Here is a 24,008-nt window from a genome sequence, read left to right as displayed (position 1 = left end):
AAGATAGCTGTCAGCGCATTACCAGCCAGCGCTACACCCCAAAATCTTTTGGAATCTGCTCACGCCGCTCCCAGCGCCATCCGCCCCGACGCCGTCGCCTGGCTCGCATGGCGCGTCTCTACCCGGTTGCGCCCCGCGCGCTTGGCGTCGTAGCACGCCATGTCGGCCGCATACAGCACCGACGGCACATCCTGCAGACTCGCATCCAGCACCACCAACCCGATGCTCACCCCCAGCGTGAAGCTGCGCCCCTGGTACGAAGGCTCCCACGCCTGTACCGAGGCGCGCAGCTGCTCCGCCACCGCCTGGCCCCGTGCCAGCGCGCATCCGGGCAGCACCACCGCAAACTCGTCGCCGCCCAGCCGCGCGGCCCAGCCGATCTGGCGCACCTGGGATTCGAGCAAGCGGGCCACGTGGCGCAGCACATCGTCGCCCGCGTCATGCCCGGCAATGTCATTGACCACGGTGAAGTGGTCCAGATCCAGAAACAGCACCACGCCGTCCCCGGCTGCTTCGCTGCTGTCTGCATCCGGTGCGCGCGGGCGCATCGAGCGTTCGGCCAGCAGCAGGCCCAGGCGCTCGTCAAACGCATTGCGGTTGTAAAGCTGGGTCAGGGCATCGTGCGTGCGCTCCCACGCCTGCTGCATCTGTGCCTCGCGTGCAGCGGTGATGTCCTCCAAAATCCAGACGGTGCCGCCTGCCGTCTCGTCGGGCCGCACACCACGGCCCTGCACGCGGGCCCACACGGGGGTGCCATCCTTGCGCATGAAGCAGACATCGCCATCGAAGGCGCCATGTGCGGCGAACTCGGCCTGCACACGCTCGCCAATGCGGCCGTATTCGGCATCGTTGGCATACAGGGTGCGCGCCGGATGGCCCTGCAGTTCGCCCTCGGTGTAGCCCAGCATCAGGCAGGCCTGCCGGCTCACCACCTCCAGGATGCCGTGGCGCGAGATGACGATGCCCACCGAGGCACTGTCCAGCACGGCCTGGAACTGCCCGTCCAGCGTGGCCTTGTGCTGCTGCTGCAGGCTGCCCTGCTGCACCATGCCCTGGAACATTTGCACCAGTTCGCCCACTTCACCCCCCGCACGCGGCCAGGCGACGGTGCCCTGCGGCGGGCCAGCACGCGTGCTGCGCCGCAGCAGCTGGCGGGCACTGTGCGTGAGCTGCGCCAGCGGCTGCGCCATCCAGGCCATCAGCCCGGCCACGAGCAACATGCACAGCGCCATGCTGGCGGCGGCCAGCCACCAGGCTTCGCGCTGCGCGCCCTGCAGGGGCGCCAGCAGCGCCTGCGAGGGGCTGACCCGCGCCACGATCCATTGCGGCAGCGGCATGCCCGCCATGCTGACGATATGCTGGTCTTCAAGATGGGTCGTGCCCCGCCCTACCACTGGCTGGGCCTGCTCCAGCCAGCGGCTGTAGACGGGCGCCAGGCCCGTCTCGTCGCTCACCTTGCCCATGATGCGGGTCGGGTCCGAGTGCGAGAGGATGGTGCCGTCGCGCGTAAACACCAGCAGCCGAGAATCATCGCGCGCGGGCAGCGTCATGGACGGCGGCAGCAGGCCCTGCGATTGCAGGCGCAACGCACCTGCCACCACACCCAGCACAGTGCCGTCTTCGCGGTGCAGCGGCATGGTGAACATCACGCGCGCGTCGCTGGTGCGCCCGGCAATCAGCTCGGACACCAGCGGCTTGCCGTCGATGAGCGTGCGGCGCAGCGCATCGCGCTCGGCGGGGTCCAGGTTGGAGGCCTTGTCCAGCCGCCCCCCACGCAGGTTCAGCCGCAGTTCGCCGTTGTCGCGGGCGACCTGCATCGCATCAAAGAACTGAACGGCGGGCAGGCCCTGCTGGAGCAGCCATTCGAGGGCCGAGGGTGATTCGAGCATGGCGGGCGTAATACCAGCGGCCACCGTGCGCAACACCTTCTGGCTTTGCTCGATCTTGCTGGCGAGCAGGCGGGCCACCACCTCGACCTCATCGGTCTGCTGGCTCACCACCCGCCGCATGGCCTCTTGCCCGGAGGCCCGCGTAACCAGCCACGCCGACACCGCCCCCGACAGCCCCACGGCCAGCACCGCCACCAGCACCAGCCGCAACACCAGCGGACCGGGCATTGACCAGCCCGGCGCGTCCTGTGGCGGCGCAGGGTGGGTCGGGGGCGTCATGGACACTCCGCGCAGGGAGCGCCCGATGGGCGCGAAGGGGTGGCGTTGGGCATGGGGACAGGTCAAACCGCACAGGTCCCAACAAATATACGCAGCCCCTGCAGCCCAGGGCTTGGGTAGAACCCTCAGTGAAACCCAAGGACAAACCCTGACGAGGAAGCCCCCCTGAGCCGCTGCGCGGCTTCCCCCGGAGGGGTACGCACCCAGTGGCCTGGCAAAGCCAGTTCCACGGGTGCGCTGGCGGGCGGCGCGCCAGTAGCAGAGGCTGTGCGCGCTATTTTTCGCGCGGCGCCGAAGCCATCCACGCTGGGCTCAGTTCAGCAACCGGCCATCGACTGCAGCGCCCGGGGTTGGGGCAGGTTCAGCACATTGCCCGTGCCGTGGATAAGGCCCAGCTCCCGCAGATGGCGCAGCACGCGCGAGAAGGTTTCGGGGGCGATGCCCAACTGCGCCGCAATCAGGCGCTTGCGCTGGTGCAGCGTGACCTGCATGGTGCCGCTGTGGTCGGGCTCGGCGTGGTTGAGCAACCACTGCGCGCAGCGCGATTCGGCATCCTGCGCGAGGCGGCTCACGGCCAGCTCGGACTGCTGGCGGTAGCCCTGCGCCATGTCAAGCAACAGGCCCCGTGCACCCGCCGGCATTTCTGCAAGGCTGCGGCGAAACTCCTCGATGGGAAGGCGGCGTACCTGCACACGGGTGTCGGCCACCATGTCCACCGGCAGCGGCATGCCCATCAGGGCCGACGCGGCGTCCAGCCAGAACGGCCCTTCCACGGCCCCCAGCTGGTGGCGCAGGTAGCCATCGTCGAGCACACCGCGCAGCACGCGGCCACTTTCGAGGTGCAGCACAGACGTCAGCACCTCGTTGCGCCTGCGCAGCACTTCACCGGCGGCAATCACCTCGGTTTCGGCGGGCAGTGAGAAATAGGTAGAGGGCAGCATGGGACGGACTGTGCCGCGCCCCGGACCGCCGGTCATTGAGCAAGATCAAACTGAACCTTCGCGGCAGCCCTGCCGCTGCGCCAGGGTTGAGCCAACGCATAAACAGCTTGCATGCCCCCCGGAACGACCACCCCAGGGGATGGCCTGTCACCTCACGGAAACAGTGTGTAACAAGGTTGTCACACCCGGCCGATATCGTGGGTACCTTGCTCAGAGCCCCCCATCTACCGTGACGCACAACCCCCTTTGGAGCCGACTGGAGGCGATGATGGCCTTGCTGTCCCCGGCTGCGCGCCATGGCAAGGGCCCTCTGGCACAACTCATGCGCGAAGGGGGCCTGCACTGCGTGTTTCAGCCCCTGGCCGACCTGCGCGAGGGCAGCGTGTATGCCCACGAAGCCCTGATCCGGGGCCCCGAGGGCACCCCTTTGCACACGCCCGATGCCTTGCTGGAGTTGGCCCGGCGCGAGCACATCCTGCAGGACTTCGAGCTGCTGTGCGTGTTCACCGCCTTGCAGCAGTGGGGCGTTCAGAAGGCACCAGGCCGCCTGTTTGTGAACATCAGCGCCGACGCGCTGGTGCACGGCGTGGCGCTGGTGGGCGCGCCGATGCTGGGCGAGGCCGTGCGCAGCTTTGGCGTGAGCGCACGCCTTCTGGTGCTGGAAATCACCGAGCACGAGCGCGTGACCGACATGCCCCAGCTGCGCCAGGCCATCAAGGCGGTGCACGCCTGCGGCGCGCGGCTGGCGCTGGACGACTTTGGCGACGGCCGCTCCAGCCTGCGGCTGTGGTCCGAGGTGAAGCCCGACTTCGTGAAGATCGACAAGTACTTCATCCGCGACATCAGCAACCAGCCCGAGAACCTGCAGATGCTGCAGGCCATCAAGGGCATAGCCCATATGTTTGGCACCAAGCTGATAGCCGAAGGCATCGAGACACGCGACGACCTGCGCGCGCTGCGCGACCTGGACGTCCCTTACGGACAGGGCTGGCTGCTGGGCCGCCCCGCCAAGGCCCCGCGCGAGGCCGTGGAGAGCCCGGCACAGGAAGTGATGCAGGACCGCCGCGTGGCCGTGCTGCCACACCTGGGCCAAACGGCGCGCCCCGGCATCCTGCGCAGCCTGCTGGTGGTGCAGGCGCCCACCGCCGCGCCCGCCACCAGCAACGATGCAGTGGCCGCCATGTTCCATGAGCGCACCGACCTGCATGCGCTGGCCGTGGTGGACGGCACCCGCCCCGTGGCGCTGATCAACCGCCAGCAGTTCATGAACCACTACGCCACGCTGTACTTTCGCGAGGTGCATGGCCGCAAATCGTGCCTGGCGTTTGCCAACCAGGCGCCGCGTGTGGTCGAGCTGGACTGTGACGTGGACCAGCTCGTGGGCATCCTCACCTCGCAGGACCAGCGGTATCTGAACGACGGCTACATCGTCACCGACAACGGCCGCTACCTGGGCTTGGGCACTGGCGACCAACTGGTGCGGGCCGTGACCGAGACTCGCATCGAAGCCGCCCGCCACGCCAACCCGCTGACCTTCTTGCCCGGCAACATCCCCATCAGCCTGCACATACAGCGCCTGCTGGACCACCACACCGAGTTCGTGGCGTGCTATGCCGACCTGAACAACTTCAAGCCCTTCAACGACCACTACGGCTACTGGCGCGGCGACCAGATGATCCGCCTCGTCGCCCGTCTGGCCACAGCGCACTGCGACGCGCGGCGCGACTTCGTGGGCCATGTGGGTGGGGACGATTTCATGCTGATCTTCCAGAGCAGCAACTGGCTACAGCGCTGCAAGAACATCGTGGACGCCTTTGCCCGCGAAGCGCTCACGCTGTTTGACGACGAGGCCCGGCGCGCCGGTGGCATCCAGGCCGAAGACCGGCATGGGGTGCAGCGGTTCTTTCCGTGTACCACGCTGGCCATTGGTGCGGTGCGCATCACCCCCGGGCGGTTTCGGCATGCCGAAGAGGTGGCCAACCTGGCGGCGGTGGCCAAGCACGAGGCTAAGCAGGCAGCGACCGGGGTGGTGCTGCATGGTGGGTTTACAGAATCAGCCCTGGGCGCACTGGCGGCCACTCGGGCGTTGCAGGATGTACTGGCGGCGTAGGGAATGGATGGGACAGCGGGGTCGGTGGCTGGCGGGTCGATTTAGCCGCAGTGCGCATGGACACACACAGTGCAAAGGCCCGCGCACGCAGCTTAAGTTCCGTAAGCCAGGGGGTTGGGTGATCCCCCGCTGCAGTCAGTCCGCATGGGCGCAGGCGCGCCTGTGTGCGCTCCCCTCCCAATTCCAGCCATTGTTATGTTTGCGACTCCAATCTAGCCTCGGTAACCCTGCCTGGCGATTTCGGAGGCTATAGTTTGCTGAGCGGAGGGGTACCGAGTTTCGTGGAATTTTTTATACCTGAATATTTTCACAGCACATCTGTCGCAATCCCAGGCTGAAAGCCGCTTTCAGGAGGAATCCGTGTCCAGAATATCCCGCACAGTCCAGCTTATTTCGCAAGGTTTGCGGGATAAATCACGTTAGGCGACGCAAAATGACGAAGACGCATCTCCGAGGTCAGCTTCAAACCATCGAGAACAACTACGCACTGAGTCAGGTAGGCATTGCACTCATCGCACAACCGGACGCGCTAGAACGCTTCGAGAGCACGATCAACACGCTTCGACCCCACCCAGAGATCTCGTCGTTGGAATATATCCGGTATGTCTTCGAAACGGGCAATAGTCTCAAACATGCTACGGGCGAGATGCGGAATTCTGTTCTACGGAATTGCCTTAAGGAGATGTTCGAGATTATTCTCGCCTATGGCAAGACCACAAGCCAAGAGGCAATTCTCAAGGCAGCCCCTTGGTATCAGTTCTTGAGAATGGTCCGGAACTGCATTTCTCACGACATGACATTGCGCTTCAACGCGCACGACCTGAAGCAACTGCCAGTCACTTGGTCTGGCCTAACTATCGACACGACAATGCAGAACGGACCGCTTCAAGCGACAGGCTTTCTTTCGAGAGCGAAGACACTGGAGCTCATGGACGAGGTGATTGGCTATGTCGATGCAAGCGTCGCCTAACCTTCCTTCAAGCGGACCCGCCTACGGCGGTCCGCTTAAGTCAAACGTTAGGCCTCATATATTTTCTTCGCGGCTATGCCAACATTCTTTGCTCCACGCCAATACGAGAATCCGCTCACGGAAGAAGGACGCGCTCGAACCATTGCGGCATTTCATCTGGCACAAGGCAATGTAGATCGCCTGACAGATGCTGAGATGAGACGAGACGTCCTGAACAAGCTGATGAGCCCCCGGGCAGTCGGTTACTGGCTGAACGACAAGGAGTGGTTACGTTCAAGCAGAAAGGTTGGTCGCGTCGAGTTGCTCTGCCTCACGGACAATGGTCTACGAACCTGTGCGAACAGCATTGCAGGAGGTAGTGAGGTGCCCACCACCCTAGGACTCGTTGCCAGCCGTCGCCGCCTCATGCTTACAGGAGGCAGTGGATACGATGAAGTGAGCTTCGCGTCGCTGCCTGGTGAGGCCTAACCCCTCGCTCAAGCACCACGCCGCTTTCTCCCGCTTAGCTCGAACGTTAAGGCTCATCGAATGCGCACTCGCAAGGTGTTCACCAATGGCTGGCTGTTTTGGCTTGCTCGCCATTCAAAGCTCGGGTTGGTGCTTCTTGACGAGTCAAACCAGGACGGTGTTGCTGACGGACGTCTTCGTGCATACCTTCTCGAGTCCGATGTCCTCGAAGAGTTTGATCGTGCAGAGTTTCGATCGGCGCTTGCGGGTGAGGTCACGGATGCCGAATTCGTTGTGATTACCAATCGATATAACCAGTTCAAGGCAACTGCCGGTCTACCAATCAAAGCTCCAGTAGGTGTCGCGCATAGAAATTTTTTACGCAAACGGGGCTTACCGGAACAGCAGCTTCGCGCGCGTCGACTGGCGAATCTATCTCGCGCGACGCATTGCTATTCGTGCAAAACTGAGTTGGACAACTCCATTGATGTTGAATGCAGCCAGTGCGGTTGGATCTTGTGCGCTTGCGGGGCTTGCGGTTGTGGCTGGTCACGTCGCAATGCGCCTTAAGCTTTTGCTGCAGCGGACGGCTTTGCCGCCCGCTGAGCGCCAACGTTGAGCTTCCGCACCAATTTGCCGTCACGGCAGCTCCTGACCAAACCCTGCCACCCCACCCCAGAAACCTCAAGGCCCCGTCGGCGCCCCCGCCTCGAACCAGCGCCCAATCAGCGCCCGCTCCGCGTCGGTGATCTGCGTGGCGTTGTTCATGGGCATGAGCTTTTGCACCACCACCTGCTGGTAGATGGCCTGGGCGTGCTGCTTGACGCTGTCGGGTGAATCGAGCCGCAGGTTCTTCATCTGCACCGCCTCGCCGTGGCACAGGTAGCAGCGCTGCTCCAGCACGGCTTGCACTGATTTATAGCCATTTTGGCCGCCAGCGCTTATTCCACCTGCGCTACCAGCTCCTGAAACAGGAGCACCACTGACAGCAGCCATGGGCGCGGGGCGCATCCACACGATGGCGCCCACGATGACGGCCACGCCCACCAGCGCATACGGCAGCGGGTTGCCGTTGCGGCGCAGCTTGTAGCCGTGGCGCATCACAAAGAACTGGCGGATGGCGGCGCCCGCAAACATCATCAGGATCAGCACCAGCCAGTTTTGCGGGTGGCTCCAGGTAAAGCTGTAGTGGTTGCTCAGCATGGCAAACAGCACGGGCAGCGTGAAGTAGGTGTTGTGCACGCTGCGCTGCTTGCCGCGTTTGCCGTGGATCGGGTCCACCGGTTCGCCCGCCTTGATCTGCGCAATCACCGTGCGCTGGCCAGGGATGATCCAGAAGAACACGTTGGCGCTCATGGCCGTGGCGATCATGGCGCCCACCAGCAAGAAGGCTGCACGGCCTGCAAACCAGTGGCAGGCCAGCCACGAGGCAACGCACACCAGCACAAACACCAGCGCGCCGACGATGGCATCACCGTTCTTGCGCTGGCCGAAGATGCGGCAGATGGCGTCGTACAGCAGCCAGAACACCACGAAGAACGCGAGCGCCACTACGATGGCCGTGGCGGGTGCCCAGTCCATGCGGGATTTGTCGATGAGGTAGGTGCTGGCGCTGTAGAGGTACGACACCGTGAACAGCGCAAAGCCGCTGATCCAGGTGCTGTAGCTTTCCCAGAAGAACCAGTGGAGGTGGCCGGGCAGCTTGGGCGGCGACACGGCGAACTTGACCGGGTGGTAGAACCCGCCGCCGTGCACGGCCCAGAGTTCGCCGCTGACGCCCTGTTTTTTGAGGTCTTCGTCTTCGGGCGGCGTGAGGCTGCTGTCGAGGAAGACGAAGTAGAACGACGAGCCAATCCAGGCGATGGCGGTGATGACGTGGACCCAGCGCAACAGCAGGTTGGCCCAGTCGAGAAAGTAGCTTTCCATATCTCAACCTTGGTGGCGCGTGCGCGCCACATTGAACGTGTTTGTGATCTCGCAGGGGACCGCGTTGGAGCGCAATCGGGATGAGTGGATGCTCCGGATGCGCCGCATGGGCTCATGCCCATGCAAGCAGCCGGGGCGTCCAATCGCCCGATTTCGTTCCAACCCTTCGGGCAGTGGTCTTTGCGGGCGGTCTGCGGCGTTGCGGCGCTTGCGGATAGCCGAGCTATCCACTGCGCACCGCGCCTAGCATTCCATCCCGCAAAGACCGCTGCGCGGCCCCTGAGAGACCACAAACACGTTCTTACAACCTGCTCACCACTGCGGGCGCTCTGAGCAGAAATTTTGGTCGCGCACCTTGGCGGGCAAACCCGCCGGGGCACCGCTGCGACCCGTAAACCGTCAACAAATCCGTTGAAAAGTGTATGCAGGAATTGTTCCCGACTCCAGCCCCAATCCGAGGCATGGAGGCCCGGAATTACCCTCAGCCCGCCCCCTTCAGCGTCTGCAGCAGCTGCGCAGCCACCGCCACGGCGATCACTTCGGGCTCCTTGCCCTCAATGCCGGGGATACCAATGGGGCAGGTGACCTGGGCCAGTTCGTCCTGTGCAAAGCCGCGCCCATGCAGGCGATTGCGAAACGTCGCCCACTTGGTCTTGCTGCCGATGAGGCCGATGAAAGGCAGGTCGCCCTGTTCACGCTGGCGGCGCAGGCAGCCGGCCACCACGTCCAGGTCTTCGGCATGGCTGAAGCTCATGATCAGCACGCGGCTGCCCGGCGCCAGGCGGGGCACAGCCAGTTGCACGGGCTCGGAGTGTTCGCAGACCACGCCCTCGGGCGTGGGGCAAGGGAAGATGCCGTCGCGGCTGTCGATCCAGGTCAGCGCAAACGGCAGCGGCGCCAGCACCCGCGCCAGCGCGTGGCCCACATGGCCGCCACCGAACAGCGCCACGGGGTGCTGGTGCGGCGACAAGCGCGCGCGCAGACCCGCAGCGGGGGCCAGGTCGGCAGCGGTCAGCACCTCAAAACCCAGGTACACCACGCCCCCGCAGCATTGCCCCAGCGCTGGGCCCAGTGCAAAACGTATGGGTGGCTGCCCCGGGGCCGGGCCGGGCACACCGCCCAGGCGGCGGCGCGCTTCGGCAATCGCCTGCAGCTCCAGATGGCCGCCGCCGATGGTGCCCACGATACGGTCTGCGAACACGGCCATCCACGCGCCGGGTTCACGCGGGGCCGAGCCTTCGGTAGACTCCACCCTTACCAGACAGGCGGGGGCGGCTGCAAGGCCGTCCAGCAACAAAAGTACATCAGTCAATCCAGATCCTTCACGCCACCAAGGGTCGCCCGCCCCACGGGGCATCGTTCAGTTCACAAAAGCCATCATGCCGCCCACCCCCACCGAGCGCTCCTCCAGCCACCGCAGCCACTGGCTGCTTGCCGGACTCATGGCCGCCGTTGCATCGCTGGTGGCGGCCTGTAAGTCGGCCCCAGAGCCACCAGCCCCGGCGCAGGACAGCACCATGCCCAGCCCGGACACCGCCAGCGTCAAGGGGCCTGTGCCCGCTGCCGCAGGCTCGGCCCGCGCGTCTGCCGCCAGCACGGCACGCGCCTACCGCGAAGACGCCGCCACCCACCTCTATGGACTGAACGCACAGCGTGTGTACAAGGGCAAGCTGCCGCCCATGCTGTATGCCATCGGCGTGCTGGAGGTGGATATCGACCGCGCCGGCAAGGTCACGCGCCTGCGCTGGATGCGTGCTCCCAAACACGCCCCCGAGGTGGTGGCCGAAATCGAACGCACCGTGCGCGCCGCAGCCCCCTTCCCTGCGCCCACGCGCATGGGCAAGGTCACTTACACCGACACCTGGTTGTGGGACAAAAGCGGGCATTTCCAGCTCGATACGCTCACCGAAGGGCAGCATTAGGTACATCCCCCTGAGCGGCTACGCCGCTTCCCCCTTCTCTCGAAATCGCTCCGCGACTTCGGGAAAGGGGACGATGCCCTCGCCGCGGGGCGGCCCTTGCTTAGCATCCCTGGTCCGGGCAGCGCCCGTAAAGACGGCCACGCGATGCCACGCACCGCAGCAGTACCTCTCACGACCCACGGTAGGTCGAATAGCTCCACGGGCTCACCAGCAAGGGCACGTGGTAGTGCTGGTCGGCGTGCGCAATGCCGAAGTCCAGGCTCACCTGGTTCAGAAAATTGGGTTCGGGCAACTCCACACCCCGGGCCTTGAAGTACCCCGCCACATCAAACCGCAGCCGGTAGGTGCCGGTGCGCAGGCTGGCGTTGTCAAACAGTGGGGCATCGGTGCGGCCATCGTGGTTCAGCACCAGGCGCTTGATGAGGGTGGCGTTGTCGCCGTCGGTGGAGTACAGGGCCACCTCCATGCCAGCGGCGGGGCAGCCGTTCATGGTGTCCAGAACGTGGGTGCTCAATCCCATAGGGAATCTCCTGAAGTGGGGGCCACGGCCAATCGGCGAGGATTGCCGGACCGCAGTGTGTAGACCAAAAGTGTATACACTTTTCGCCATCCACCGTATCATGCCGCCATGGAATCCTCATCCACCAGCGCCATTGTTGACGCTCTGACCCGCGCCATCGTAGAGCACCGCCTGCAGCCGGGCACCAAACTGGCCGAGCAGAAGCTGGCCGACCACTTTGGCGTGTCGCGCACGCTGGTGCGCCAGGCGCTGTTTCAGCTTGCGCAAAACCGCCTCGTCACGCTGGAGCCTGCGCGCGGTGCGTTCGTGTCCACCCCCTCGGTCGAAGAAGCCCGCCAGGTGTTCGCCGTGCGCCGCATGCTGGAGACCGAGATGACCCGCGCATTCGTGCAGAGCGTAACCCCCGCCAAGATCAAGGCGCTGCGCACCCATGTGGCCAGCGAGAAGGCCGCCATGGACACCGCCGACGCCAGCAGCCGCACCGAGTTGCTGGGCGACTTCCATGTGCGCATGGCCGAGCTGATGGGCAACGAGGTGCTGGCGCAGATGCTGGGCGACCTGATCTCGCGCTGCGCGCTCATCACGCTGATGTACCAGTCGGCCAGCGCCGCAGAACACTCGCACGAGGAGCACGCCGACATCGTGACAGCCCTGGCCGCGCGCGACGAAGAACGCGCCGTCGCCCTGATGCAAAGCCACCTCGAACATGTCGAAGCCAGCCTGACCTTTGACCGCAAGCGCCCGGCCAGCGACCTGGCCGCCGCCCTGGCCCCCATCACTGCCTGACCTTCCGACGTTTTCCGCATTCCCATGATCTACGACTCCACCCAAGCCTACCCCCGCGACCTCATCGGCTACGGCAAGACCCCGCCCCACGCGCAGTGGCCGGGCGGTGCGCGCATTGCCGTGCAGTTTGTGCTGAACTACGAGGAAGGCGGCGAAAACGCCGTGCTGCATGGCGATGCAGGCAGCGAGCAGTTCCTCTCCGAAATGTTCAACCCCGCCAGCTACCCCGAGCGGCACATGAGCATGGAGGGCATCTACGAATACGGCTCGCGCGCCGGCGTGTGGCGCATCCTGCGCGAGTTTGAAAAACGCAATCTGCCGCTCACGGTGTTTGGCGTGTCCACTGCTCTGCAGCGCCACCCCGAGCTCACAGCCGCCTTTGTGGAGCTGGGCCACGAGATCGCCTGCCACGGCCTCAAGTGGATTCACTACCAGCACATCCCTGAAGAGGTGGAACGCGCCCACATGCAAGAGGCCATGGACATCATCCAGCGCATGACGGGTGAGAGACCCCTGGGCTGGTACACCGGCCGCGACAGCCCCAACACCCGCCGCCTGGTGGCCGACTTTGGCGGCTTTGAATACGACAGCGACTACTACGGCGATGACCTGCCCTTCTGGATGAAGGTGCGCAAAACCGATGGCAGCACGGCACCGCAGCTCATCGTGCCCTACACGCTGGACTGCAACGACATGCGCTTTGCCCTGCCACAGGGTTACTCGCACGCCGACCCGTTCTTTCAGTACATGAAGGACACCTTCGACGCACTGTATGCCGAGGGTAACCCCGACGGTGACAACGCCCCCAAGATGATGAGCATCGGCATGCATTGCCGCCTGTTGGGCCGCCCCGGCCGCATCACGGCGCTGCAACGTTTTCTGGACCACATCGCACAGCATGACAAGGTATGGGTGGCGCGGCGCATCGACATTGCGCGCCACTGGGCGCAGCATCATCCCGCGCCAACCGCGTGAGCCACATTGATGAACCAAATTGGCCTCCAGCGCTTATCCGATAAGCGCGAGCAGCTCACTTTTTTGAAGCACCCACCATGCCACTGACCCTGGAACAACTCAACGCCGCCAGCCCCGCCGAGGCCTTGGCGCTGCTGGACGGGATGTACGAACACTCGCCCTGGATTGCCGAGCAGGCCCTGGCGCAGCGGCCCTTCCGAACGCTGGCGCACCTGAAGCACGCGCTGGCGCAGGTGGTGCGCACTGCCGAGCTGGACGCCCAGCTGGGCCTGATCCGCGCCCACCCCGAGTTGGCGGGCAAAGCCATGGTGGCGAAAAACCTCACGGCCGAATCCACCAACGAGCAAAGCACGGCGGGCCTGACCCAATGCACGCCCGAGGAGTTCGAGCGCATCCAGCAGCTCAACGCGGCCTACAACGAGCGCTTCGGCTTCCCGTTCATCCTGGCCGTGCGCGGGCCGCGCGGCACGGGCCTGCCCAAGCGGGAGATCATCGACACCTTTGCGCGGCGCCTGGACAACCACCCCGAGTTCGAGCTGGTCGAGGCCCTGCGCAACATCCACCGCATTGCCGAGATTCGCCTGAACGACAAGTTCGCGGCCGAGCCCGTGCTGGGCAACGACGTGTGGGACTGGCAGGAAAAACTGGCCGAGCACTCCGACCCCGGCTTTGCCGAAAAAGGCCAGCTCACCGTCACCTACCTCACCGACGCACACCGCGCCTGCGCACAGCGCATCAGCCACTGGATGCGCGACTGCGGCTTTGACGAGGTGGAGATCGACGCCGTGGGCAACGTGGTGGGCCGCTACCACCCGGCGGCCCCAGGCGCACGCTACCTCATGACCGGCAGCCACTACGACACCGTGCGCAACGGCGGCAAATACGACGGCCGCCTGGGCATCTTCGTGCCCATGGCCTGCGTGCGCGAGCTACACCGCACCGGCCAGCGCCTGCCCTTCGGCATCGAGGTGGTGGGCTTTGCAGAAGAGGAGGGCCAGCGCTACAAGGCCACCTTCCTGGGCTCGGGCGCTCTCATCGGCGACTTCAACCCCGCATGGCTCGACCAGAAGGACGTGGATGGTGTGACCATGCGCGCGGCCATGCAGCATGCAGGCTTGTGCATTGATGACATCCCCAAGCTGCAGCGCGACCCGGCGCAGTACCTGGGCTTTATCGAAGTCCACATCGAGCAAGGCCCCGTGCTCAACGAGCTGGACCTGCCCCTGGGCGTGGTCACCTCCATCAACGGCAGTGTGCGTTTTCTGTGCGAGATGATCGGCACCGCCAGCCACGCGGGCACCACCCCCATGGACCGCCGCCGCGACGCGGCCGTGGCCGTGGCCGAGCTGGCGCTGTATGTGGAGCAGCGCGCCGCGCAAGATGGCGACTCGGTGGGCACCATCGGCCAGCTGCAGGTGCCCGCTGGCTCCATCAACGTGGTGCCGGGGCGTTGCCTGTTTTCACTGGATCTGCGCGCCCCCACCGATGCCCAGCGCGATGCGCTGGTGAGCGATGTGAAAGAGCAGCTCGCCCACATCGCGGCCAGGCGTGGCCTGCGCTACACCCTGGAAGAATCCATGCGCGCCGCCGCCGCGCCCAGTGCGCCCGCCTGGCAGCACCAGTGGGAGCGCGCCGTGGACACTCTGGGCGTGCCCGTGTTCCGCATGCCCAGCGGCGCGGGGCACGACGCGATGAAGCTGCACGAAATCATGCCCCAGGCCATGCTCTTTGTGCGCGGCCAGAACTCCGGCATCAGCCACAACCCGCTCGAATCCACCACCAACAACGACATGCAGCTGGCCGTGGACGCCTTCACCCAGGTGCTGCGCCAACTTGCCGAGGAACCACAACCATGACAACGAATAACAACTACGCCGCGCTGGACGCCTGGATCGACCAGCACTTCGACGAGGAAGTGCGCTTTCTGCAGGCACTGGTGCGTGTGCCCACCGACACACCGCCCGGAAACAACGCACCCCACGCCGAACGCACGGCCGAGCTGCTGAAGGACTTTGGCTACGAGGCCGAAAAACACGCGGTGCCCGCTTCCGCTGTGCTGGCCTACGGCATGGAGTCCATCACCAACCTCATCGTGCGCCGCAAGTACGGTGCGCAGGGCGACGGCGGCAAGACCATTGCCCTGAACGCCCACGGCGACGTGGTGCCCCCCGGCGAAGGCTGGACGCACGACCCCTATGGCGCCGAGATCGTGGATGGCGCCATGTATGGCCGCGCCACTGCCGTGAGCAAGAGCGACTTTGCATCGTTCACCTTTGCCGTGCGCGCCCTGGAAGCCGTGGCCAAGCCCACGAAAGGCGCGGTCGAGCTGCACTTCACCTACGACGAAGAATTTGGCGGCGAGCTGGGCCCCGGATGGCTGCTTCAAAAGGGGCTGACGAAGCCCGATCTGATGATTGCCGCAGGCTTCAGCTACGAAGTGGTCACCGCCCACAACGGCTGCCTGCAAATGGAAGTGACCGTACACGGCAAGATGGCCCACGCCGCCGTGCCGCACACCGGCGTGGACGCGCTGCAGGGCGCGGTGCACATCCTGAACGCGCTGTACGCGCAGAACGACGAATACAAGAAGGTCACGTCCAACGTCACGGGCATCAAGCACCCCTACCTGAACGTGGGCCGCATCGAAGGCGGCACCAACACCAATGTGGTGCCCGGCAAGGTGATGTTCAAGCTCGACCGCCGCATGATCCCTGAAGAGAACCCGGTGGAAGTCGAAGCCGCCATCCGCCGCATCATTGAGGAGGCTGCGGGCGAACGCGCTGGCATCAGCGTGGAGATCAAGCGCCTGCTGCTGGCCAACGCCATGACCCCGCTGGCGGGCAATGCACCGCTGGTCGAGGCGATCCAGAAACACGCCCAGGCCGTGCTGGGCGAGCCCGTGCCCGCCGTGGGCACGCCGCTGTACACCGACGTGCGCCTGTATGTGGAGCGCGGCATCCCCGGCGTGATCTACGGGGCCGGGCCACGTACGGTGCTCGAATCCCACGCCAAGCGCGCCGACGAGCGACTGCAGCTGGAAGACCTGCGCCGTGCAACCAAGGTGATTGCGCGGGCGCTGTGCGATCTCCTGGCGTGAACTGTCAGGCAGAACCGGGGTGAAATTAGCCTCTAGCGCTTATCCATCAAGCGCTGGCAGCTACAAAATCAATAGCACACGGAAATCATTCACATTGGTGTGGGTAGGCCCCGTCACCACCAGATCCCCCAGGGGCTCAAAGAAGCCATAGGCGTCGTTGCGGTCCAGGTGGGCTGCGATGCGCAGGCCCGCCGCCTCGGCCCGCGCCAGCGTGTCGGGCGCCACGCGGGCACCCGCGTTGTCCTCCACGCCGTCGATGCCGTCGGTGTCTGCAGCCAGCGCCCACACACCCGGCTGCCCCTGCAGCGCCTGCGCCAGGCCCATACAGAACTCGCCCGCGCGGCCACCCCGCCCCCGGGGTGTGCCTGGCGGCTGTGGGCGTACCGTCACGGTCGTCTCGCCGCCCGACAGGATCACGCACGGCCTTGTGAAGGGCTGACCACGCCGCGCCACGGCCCGCGCCAGTGCGGCGTGCACCTTGCCCACCTCGCGCGATTCGCCTTCGATTTCGTCCGACAAGATGTGCGCCTGCACACCCGCCGCCCGCGCGGCCTCGGCCGCAGCTTCCAGCGACTGCTGGGGCGTGGCGGTCATGTGCACCACATGGTGGGCAAACAGGGCGTCGCCGGGCTTCGGGGTTTCCGGCGTGCCCGCTTCGAGGGCTGAGCGCACTGCAGTGGGCACCTCGATGCGGTAGCGGTCCAGGATCGCCAGCGCATCAGCGCAGGTGGTGGCGTCAGGCACCGTGGGGCCGCTGGCAATGACCGAAGGGTCGTCCCCCGGCACATCGCTGATGGTGAGCGTGACCACCCGCGCAGGTGCGCAGGCCGCCGCCAGCCGCCCGCCCTTGATGCGCGAGAGGTGCTTGCGCACACAGTTCATTTCGTCGATGGCAGCGCCGCTTTCGAGCAGCGCCTTGTTGATGCGCTGCTTGTCCTCCAGCGTGAGGCCGTCGCCCGGGAGCGTGAGCAGGGCGGAGCCACCGCCCGAGATGAGGCACAGCACGAGGTCGTTTTCAGTCAGACCCTGCGTCAGCGCCAGGATGCGCTGCGCAGCAGCCAGGCCCGCCGCATCGGGCACGGGGTGGGCGGCTTCGACCACTTCGATGCGCTGCGCCAGGTCTTGCGGCCGGGGCGGTGTGTGGTGGTAGCGCGTGACCACCAGCCCCGACAAGGGTGCATCCGCAGGCCACAGTGCTTCGACGGCCTGCGCCATGGCGCCGCCCGCCTTGCCCGCGCCCAGCACCAGCGTGCGGCCTCCGCTTTCGCGGCTGGGCGGCGGGGGCAAAAAGGCTGCGGTGTTGTGCAGCGGCAGCGCGCGGCGCACGGCAACACCGTAGAGATATTCGAGGAATTCGCCGCTCTGGCGAATGGGGTTTGGCACGGTGGGGGGGGTGGTCATGAATGGTCGTCTCCGCGAGCGATTGTGCGGGCACGGCCAGGGCATGACCGTGCGCAGAAGTCAAAACTACTTCAACCCAGCCCCCGGCGGCATGACGCGGTGGCGACGCGGTTACCACGCGCAGCGCGGGATAACCCCATGTTCTGGCCTGCAACTGTTGTCTACAGTTCTTGTATGCAAGATTGACCAACAGTATCGCCTTCCTATCCAAAGGGTTTACATGCTCCGCTTCCTCAACTCCTTGTTTGGCCGGGTGGTCCTGGCCTTGATTGCTGGCGTGGCCATCGGGCTGCTCTGGCCCGACACGGCCGTGCAGCTCAAGCCGCTGGGCGATGGTTTCATCAAGCTCATCAAGATGCTGATCCCGCTCATCGTCTTTTGTGTGGTGGTTCACGGCATCGCGGGCACGGGCGACCTGAAGCGTGTGGGCCGCGTGGGCATCAAGTCGCTGATCTACTTCGAGGTGGTCACCACCATCGCGCTGGTGCTGGGCCTGGCGCTCGCGTTCTGGTTTGAACCCGGTGTGGGCATGAATGTGGACCCGAAGGCGCTCGACCCCAAGGCGATGGGCGCCTATGCAGACAACGCCAGCAAGCTCACGGGTGGCGGCTTCAGCGACTTTTTGCTCAAGCTCATCCCCACCACCGCCGTGAGCGCCTTCGCCAATGGCGATGTGCTGCAGGTGCTGCTGTTCTCCATTGTGTTTGGCTGCGCGCTGGCGCTGATGGGCGAGCGCGGCGCGCGCGTCACCAGCCTCATCGAAGACCTGTCGCATGTGCTGTTCAAGACCATGGGCCTGATCATCAAGCTGGCGCCGCTCGGTGTGCTGGGCGCGATTGCGTTCACGGTGGGCAAGTACGGCATTGGCTCGCTCAAGCAGCTGGGCATGCTGGTGGTGCTGTTCTATGCGGCAGTGGCCATCTTCGTGGTGGTGGTGCTGGGCCTGATCATGCGGTTTTCGGGCTTCAGCCTGTTCAAGCTGCTGCGCTACCTGCGCGAGGAGCTGGCCGTGGTGTTTGCCACCACGTCGTCCGACAGCGTGTTGCCCCAGATCATGGCCAAGCTCAAGCACATGGGCATCCGCGACTCGACCGTGGGCCTGGTGATCCCCACGGGCTACTCGTTCAACCTGGACGCGTTCTCGATCTACATCACGCTGGCGGCCGTGTTCATCGCCCAGGCCACGAACACGCCCATCTCGATGGCCGACCTGCTGACCATCCTGGCGATCTCGCTGGTCACGTCCAAGGGCGCTCACGGTGTGCCGGGCTCGGCCATTGTGGTGCTGGCCGCCACGCTGCACGCAATCCCGGCCATCCCCGCCATCGGGCTGGTGCTGGTGCTGTCGGTGGACTGGTTCATGGGCATTGCCCGCGCCCTGGGCAACCTGATTGGCAACTGCGTGGCAACCGTGGCCATCGCGGCCTGGGAGGGCGACATCGACCGCGAGCGCGCACATGCCGTGCTGGACGGCCGCAGCACGCCGCCGCTGGCCCCCGAGGTCTGGCCAGAGATGGCGCCCCCGGTAGCGCCACAATCGGCCGCATGAGCATCAACCAGACCCAGATCGCCCAGCAGGTGGTGGAATCCATCCTTGCGCAAAAGCTCTCACCCGGCGAGCGCCTGGGCGAGCAGGAACTGGCCGACCTCTTCGGTGTGAGCCGTACCCTGGTGCGCGAGGCGCTCATGCAGCTGCAGGCCCGTGGTTTTGTCGAAGTGCGGCCACGCCGGGGCTGGTATGTGGTGGAGCCTACGGTGGAAGACGCACGCGATGCGTTCTCGGCCCGGCGCATCATCGAGTCGGGCATCCTGGCCGATGCGGGCCGCCCGCTGCAGAGCGTGACCCGCCGCCTGCGGGCGCACATCGCCGAAGAACAGCAGGCCATCGAAGGTGCAGATGCCGCCACACGCGCTTTTCTGCTCGCAGACTTCCACGTCTGCCTGGCCGAGGCGATGGGACACCGCAGCCTGAGCGACATCCTGCGCGACCTCACGGCGCGCACCACTTTGGCGGCCTCGCTGTACCAGTCGCAGCACGCGGCCAGCCAGTCGTGCGCCGAACACGCCTCCATCGTCGAAGCGCTGGAAGCAGGCAACACCACGCTGGCCCGCGAACGCATGCTGGCCCACATCGGGCACGTGGAAGGCGCCCTCAACCCCGGCCAGCCGCTGGTGCGGGACCGGCTGCGTGAATCCCTCGCACCGCTGACCAGCCAACGCACCAAGGCGGCATCGACAGCCCTGAGCTAGCCCAAGCCGGTCGCGCCACGGCCACAGACCTTCCCATCGCCTGCATCCACTGCAGGCGGGTATTTTGCTGCGCCCCTCTAAGGGTTTACCGGGATAAGCGCGTCCGGTCATTTTGTATACGATTTTTGTATGGACACTTGTGCACCATCCGGCTCAGGTGTCCCTTCCGTATTCATACCCCCAACCCCCGAAAGACTCGCATGAACCCGCCTGTACACCCCGTGGACGAACACCTACCTTTGGGGCGACTCACGGCGCTAGGCTTGCAGCATGTGCTGGTGATGTATGCGGGCGCTGTAGCGGTGCCGCTCATCGTGGGCCGCGCCCTCAACCTCACGCCCGATCAGGTTGCCAAGCTGATTTCGGCCGACCTGTTTGTATGCGGGCTGGTCACGCTGATCCAGGCGCTCGGCGCCTCGCGCTGGTTCGGCATTCAGCTGCCCGTGATGATGGGGGTGACCTTCGCATCGGTGGCGCCCATGGTCTCGATGGCGCAGACCACGGGCGGCACGGCCGGGGCCGGGTTGATCTTTGGCTCGGTGATTGGCGCGGGCGTGATTTCCATCCTGATCGCTCCGCTGGTCAGCCGCATGCTCCGGTTCTTCCCGCCGGTGGTCACGGGCACCATCATCGCGGTGATCGGCATCAGCCTGATGCGCGTGGGCATCAACTGGATCTTTGGCAACCCCGTGGGCCCCACGGCGCCCAGCGTGCCCAACCCCGAGCACCTCAAGTGGCTGGCCGATGCCCAAGCCGCTGCCGGAGCCCCCGGCTCTTCGCTGCCTCCGGTGCCCAAGGGCTTTGCGGTGGTGCCCACGGTGCCCAACCCCAAGTACGCGGACCTGACCGGCGTAGGCATCTCGGCCCTGGTGCTGCTGTCCATCCTGCTGATAGCCAAGTTCGCCAAGGGCTTCGTCGCCAACATCTCGGTGCTGTTGGGCATCGTGATCGGCGCAGTGGTGGCCGTGGGCATGGGACTGATGAACTTCGACAAGGTGGCCAAGGCACAGTGGTTTGACCTGGTGCTGCCGTTCGAGATTGCCAACCCTGTCTTCGACCCCATCCTGATCCTGACCATGACCCTGGTGATGATCGTGGTCATGATCGAATCCACCGGCATGTTCCTGGCCCTGGGGGAGATGACCGACCGCAAGGTGGACCAGGCGGCCCTCACGCGCGGCCTGCGCACCGACGGCCTGGGCACGCTGCTGGGTGGCATCTTCAACACCTTTCCGTACACCAGCTTCTCGCAGAACGTGGGGCTGGTCGCCGTCACCGGCGTCAAGAGCCGCTTTGTGTGCGTGGCCGGCGGCGTGATCCTGATCGTGCTGGGCGTGCTGCCCAAGATGGCCGCGCTGGTCGAGTCGCTGCCCACCATGGTGCTGGGCGGCGCGGGCCTGGTGATGTTCGGCATGGTGGCGGCCACAGGCATCCGCATTCTGGGCGGGGTGGACTTCAAGACCAACCGCTTCAACGCCATGATCGTGGCCGTATCCATCGGCGTGGGCATGGTGCCGCTGATCGCGCCCAACTTCCGCCAGTGGATGCCGCATGCCATCCACCCGCTGATCGAATCCGGTATCCTCCTGGCCTCGATCACGGCGGTGGCCCTGAACGTTTTCTTCAATGGCGCCAGCCGCGACACCTCCGCCGCTGTCAACGCCGCACGCCAGGCCGACGCCCACTAGCATCCCGCCTGCACGCTGCCGAAAACCTGACACCGCCCGCGTGGCTCCGCCCCCTGTCCGCCATGGCTGCCAGGGGGTTTTGGCCTTAGAGCCTGTTCAAAGTCTTTTTGGAGATCGCATTGGAGTGCAATCGGGAGGAGTGGATGCGTCGGATGCGCCGCATGGGCTCATGCCCATGCAAGCAGCCGGAGCGTCCAATCGCCCGATTTCACTCCAACCCTGCGGGCAAGTGCCTTGCCGGGCGGTCTGCGGCGTTGCGGCGCTTGCCAATAGCACGGGCTATTGGCGGCACCCCGCGCCTTGCATCCCATCCCGGCAAGGGACTTGTGCGACTCCAAAAAGACTTCGAACAGGCTCTTATGCCGCATCCGCATAAACCTGCATGCCAGCCGCCCACGCCATCGGGTACCCTTGTTTTGCATTCCGCCGAGGACTTCCAGGATTTCCGTATGACACAGAACATTTCCGCCGCCGAACAGGCCCTGCGCGACGCTGCGCGCGAATACCACCGCAATCCCACCCGGGGCAAGATTTCGGTCACCCCCACCAAGCCGCTGTCCAACCAGCGCGACCTGTCGCTGGCCTACTCGCCAGGCGTGGCCTATCCGTGCCTGGACATCGCGGCCGACCCCTCCAAGGCGTTTGACTACACATCGCGCGGCAACCTGGTCGCGGTGATCACCAACGGCACGGCGGTGCTGGGCCTGGGCGACATCGGCCCACTGGCCAGCAAGCCGGTGATGGAAGGCAAGGGCTGCCTGTTCAAGAAGTTTGCCGGTGTCGATGTGTTCGACATCGAACTGGCCGAGCGCGACCCCGACAAGCTCATCGAGATCATCGCGGCGCTGGAACCCACGCTGGGCGGCATCAACCTCGAAGACATCAAGGCGCCCGAGTGCTTTTACATCGAGCGCGAACTCAGCAAGCGCATGAACATCCCGGTGTTCCATGACGACCAGCACGGCACGGCCATCATCAGCAGCGCGGCGCTGCTCAACGGCCTGGAGCTGGTTGGCAAGCAGATCGACCAGGTCAAGATCGCCGTGTCGGGCGCGGGCGCGGCCGCCATTGCCTGCCTGAACGTGATGGTGGGCCTGGGCGTGAAGATCGAGAACGTCTTTGTCTGCGACTCCAAGGGCGTGATCTACGAAGGCCGCCCCGGGGGCTACGATGAGTCGAAGGCGCGATACGCGCAAAAGACCGATGCCCGCACGCTGGCCGATGCCGTCAACGGCGCCGATGTGTTCCTGGGCTGCTCGGCCCCCGGCGTGCTCACGGCCGAGATGGTCAAGACCATGGGCCCCAAGCCCATCATCCTGGCGCTGGCCAACCCCGAGCCCGAGATCCGCCCCGAACTGGCCAAGGCCGTGCGCCCCGACTGCATCATTGCCACGGGCCGCTCGGACTACCCCAACCAGGTCAACAACGTCCTGTGTTTCCCGTACATCTTCCGCGGCGCGCTGGACTGCGGCGCGACCAAGATCACCGAAGCCATGAAGCTGGCCTGCGTGCGCCAGATCGCCGACCTGGCCAAGGCCGACATCAGCGAAGAAGTGGCCAGCGCCTATGCGGGCAAAGAGCTGACCTTTGGCCCCGACTACCTCATCCCTACACCGTTCGACTCGCGCCTGATCCTCAAGATCGCGCCCGCCGTGGCCAAGGCCGCTGCCGAATCGGGCGTGGCCACGCGCCCCATCGAAGACATGGAGGCCTACAAGGAAACGCTGTCGCGCTTTGTCTACCAGACCGGCATGCTGATGCGCCCCGTGATCAACGCGGCCAAGGCCCTGCCCGATGCACAAAAGCGCGTGGCCTACGCCGACGGTGAAGACGAACGCGCCCTGCGTGCCGCGCAGATGGCCATCGACGACAAGATCGCGCAACCCATCCTCATCGGTCGCCCTGCCGTGATTGCTGCGCGCATCGCCAAGGCCGGTCTGCGCATGCAGCTGGGCAAGGATGTGGAGGTGTGCAACCCCGAGGACGACCCACGCTTTCGCCAGTACTGGGAGCACTACCACCAGCTCATGAAGCGCAACGGCGCCTCGCCCGAAGTGGCCAAGGCCGCCGTGCGCCGCTCCAACACCATCATTGCCTCGCTAATGGTCAAGCTGGGCGATGCCGACGCGATGATCTGCGGCCTGGTGGGCACGTATGAAACGCACCTGGAACGCATCCACAGCATCATCGGCCGCCAGGAAGGTGCCCACAACTACGCTGCCCTGAACGCGCTGATGACCAACCGGGGCACGCTGTTCATTGCCGACACCTACGTGAACGAAGACCCCACGGCACAGCAGCTGGCGGACATCGCCTGGATGTCTGTGCAGGAGGTGCAACGCTTTGGCATCCCACCCAAGGTCGCTTTCCTGTCGCACTCCAGCTATGGCTCGTCCAAGCGCGCATCGGCCCGCAAGATGCGCGAGGCGCGCGACCTGTTCGTGGCCGCCCACCCCGAGATCGAGTGTGACGGTGAGCTGCACGGCGATGCCGCGCTGGAGCCGAACATCCGCAACGCCTACATGGCGGATTCGACCCTGACGGACTCGGCCAACCTGCTGATCTGCCCCAACCTGGATGCTGCCAACATCCTCTACAACGTGCTCAAGACGACCACCAGCGGTGGCGTCACGGTGGGCCCCATCCTGATGGGTGCCGCTGCCACGGCCTACATCCTGACCCCGGCTGCCACCGTGCGCCGGGTGCTCAACATGACGGCCCTGGCCGTGGCCAGCGCTGCCGCCCGGCCACGCTGAGCGCGCTGTGCCGTGCTGACCGTGCGCAGTCCATGATCAGGCCTGCCCACA

At 65.3% G+C, this 24,008-nt stretch carries 18 protein-coding genes; 12 read left to right on the top strand and 6 right to left on the bottom strand.

Annotation, left to right across the window (positions count from 1 at the left end):
* Positions 1-59 precede the first annotated feature (59 nt).
* Together C8C93_RS01120 and C8C93_RS01115 are read right to left on the bottom strand one after the other, a co-directional pair.
* Positions 60-2,168, bottom strand: coding sequence for a diguanylate cyclase domain-containing protein (locus C8C93_RS01120; RefSeq protein WP_121505630.1), 2,109 nt, complete (start codon positions 2,166-2,168; stop codon positions 60-62).
* A gap of 317 nt (positions 2,169-2,485) precedes the next feature.
* On the bottom strand, positions 2,486-3,109 hold the full coding sequence (locus C8C93_RS01115) for a Crp/Fnr family transcriptional regulator (protein WP_121420894.1): 624 nt from the start codon (positions 3,107-3,109) through the stop codon (positions 2,486-2,488).
* A gap of 265 nt (positions 3,110-3,374) precedes the next feature.
* On the opposite strand from C8C93_RS01115, the gene C8C93_RS01110 reads away from it, so the two are divergent.
* From C8C93_RS01110 to C8C93_RS24885, 3 genes are all read left to right on the top strand, one after another.
* The gene (locus tag C8C93_RS01110; RefSeq protein ID WP_121505629.1) at positions 3,375-5,219 is read left to right on the top strand and encodes a phosphodiesterase; all 1,845 of its coding nucleotides are present in this window, start codon (positions 3,375-3,377) and stop codon (positions 5,217-5,219) included.
* Positions 5,220-5,652: 433 nt separating this feature from the next.
* Complete coding sequence (locus tag C8C93_RS01105) at positions 5,653-6,189, top strand: hypothetical protein (RefSeq protein ID WP_121505628.1); 537 nt, start codon at positions 5,653-5,655, stop codon at positions 6,187-6,189.
* Between the two features lie 528 nt (positions 6,190-6,717).
* Positions 6,718-7,206, top strand: coding sequence for a hypothetical protein (locus C8C93_RS24885; protein WP_147433714.1), 489 nt, complete (start codon positions 6,718-6,720; stop codon positions 7,204-7,206).
* A 114-nt stretch (positions 7,207-7,320) separates the two neighbouring features.
* On the opposite strand, the gene C8C93_RS01095 is transcribed toward C8C93_RS24885, so the two are convergent.
* On the bottom strand, positions 7,321-8,562 hold the full coding sequence (locus C8C93_RS01095) for a urate hydroxylase PuuD (RefSeq protein ID WP_121505626.1): 1,242 nt from the start codon (positions 8,560-8,562) through the stop codon (positions 7,321-7,323).
* Between the two features lie 481 nt (positions 8,563-9,043).
* Positions 9,044-9,874, bottom strand: coding sequence for a xanthine dehydrogenase accessory protein XdhC (gene xdhC / locus C8C93_RS01085; protein WP_121505625.1), 831 nt, complete (start codon positions 9,872-9,874; stop codon positions 9,044-9,046).
* A 67-nt stretch (positions 9,875-9,941) separates the two neighbouring features.
* Here xdhC and C8C93_RS01080 point away from each other — a divergent pair, with 67 nt between their 5' ends.
* Complete coding sequence (locus C8C93_RS01080) at positions 9,942-10,484, top strand: energy transducer TonB (RefSeq protein WP_121505624.1); 543 nt, start codon at positions 9,942-9,944, stop codon at positions 10,482-10,484.
* Positions 10,485-10,653: 169 nt separating this feature from the next.
* Here C8C93_RS01080 and uraH read toward each other — a convergent pair whose 3' ends face one another.
* Positions 10,654-11,004: a hydroxyisourate hydrolase gene (gene uraH, locus C8C93_RS01075; RefSeq protein WP_055394878.1), complete on the bottom strand. Its 351-nt coding sequence runs from the start codon at positions 11,002-11,004 to the stop codon at positions 10,654-10,656.
* A gap of 108 nt (positions 11,005-11,112) precedes the next feature.
* On the opposite strand from uraH, the gene C8C93_RS01070 reads away from it, so the two are divergent.
* From C8C93_RS01070 to C8C93_RS01055, 4 genes are all read left to right on the top strand, one after another.
* Entirely contained in the window at positions 11,113-11,790 is a 678-nt protein-coding gene (locus C8C93_RS01070) for a GntR family transcriptional regulator (RefSeq protein WP_055394876.1), read from the top strand.
* A gap of 24 nt (positions 11,791-11,814) precedes the next feature.
* Positions 11,815-12,765, top strand: a complete 951-nt coding sequence (puuE, locus tag C8C93_RS01065) for an allantoinase PuuE (protein ID WP_121505623.1) — start codon at positions 11,815-11,817, stop codon at positions 12,763-12,765.
* A gap of 77 nt (positions 12,766-12,842) precedes the next feature.
* On the top strand, positions 12,843-14,621 hold the full coding sequence (gene uraD / locus C8C93_RS01060) for a 2-oxo-4-hydroxy-4-carboxy-5-ureidoimidazoline decarboxylase (RefSeq protein WP_121505622.1): 1,779 nt from the start codon (positions 12,843-12,845) through the stop codon (positions 14,619-14,621).
* Positions 14,618-15,862 carry an ArgE/DapE family deacylase gene (locus C8C93_RS01055; RefSeq protein WP_121505621.1) on the top strand — a complete coding sequence of 415 codons (1,245 nt, stop codon included), beginning with the start codon at positions 14,618-14,620 and terminating at the stop codon, positions 15,860-15,862. The genes uraD and C8C93_RS01055 overlap by 4 nt, the downstream gene beginning before the upstream one ends.
* 60 nt (positions 15,863-15,922) lie before the next feature.
* On the opposite strand, the gene C8C93_RS01050 is transcribed toward C8C93_RS01055, so the two are convergent.
* Positions 15,923-17,263: a glycerate kinase gene (locus C8C93_RS01050; RefSeq protein WP_121505620.1), complete on the bottom strand. Its 1,341-nt coding sequence runs from the start codon at positions 17,261-17,263 to the stop codon at positions 15,923-15,925.
* Between the two features lie 220 nt (positions 17,264-17,483).
* Here C8C93_RS01050 and C8C93_RS01045 point away from each other — a divergent pair, with 220 nt between their 5' ends.
* The 4 genes from C8C93_RS01045 (at position 17,484) to C8C93_RS01025 (ending at position 23,957) form a co-directional block, all read left to right on the top strand.
* A complete protein-coding gene (locus C8C93_RS01045; protein ID WP_121505619.1) occupies positions 17,484-18,812 on the top strand; it encodes a C4-dicarboxylate transporter DctA in 1,329 nt (442 codons plus the stop codon).
* Positions 18,809-19,513 (top strand): GntR family transcriptional regulator, encoded by a 705-nt coding sequence (locus tag C8C93_RS01040; RefSeq protein WP_121505618.1) that lies wholly within the window; start codon positions 18,809-18,811, stop codon positions 19,511-19,513. The genes C8C93_RS01045 and C8C93_RS01040 overlap by 4 nt, the downstream gene beginning before the upstream one ends.
* A 200-nt stretch (positions 19,514-19,713) precedes the next feature.
* Positions 19,714-21,201 (top strand): nucleobase:cation symporter-2 family protein, encoded by a 1,488-nt coding sequence (locus tag C8C93_RS01035; protein WP_121505617.1) that lies wholly within the window; start codon positions 19,714-19,716, stop codon positions 21,199-21,201.
* A gap of 449 nt (positions 21,202-21,650) precedes the next feature.
* Positions 21,651-23,957, top strand: a complete 2,307-nt coding sequence (locus C8C93_RS01025; RefSeq protein ID WP_121505616.1) for an NADP-dependent malic enzyme — start codon at positions 21,651-21,653, stop codon at positions 23,955-23,957.
* Positions 23,958-24,008 lie beyond the last annotated feature (51 nt).

It is taken from the genome of Acidovorax sp. 93 (assembly GCF_003633835.1).
GTDB classification, from domain to species: Bacteria; Pseudomonadota; Gammaproteobacteria; order Burkholderiales; family Burkholderiaceae_C; genus Acidovorax; species Acidovorax facilis.
The sequence above is the reverse complement of the archived record's forward strand: the minus strand, read 5'-3'. Positions and strand labels throughout refer to the sequence as shown.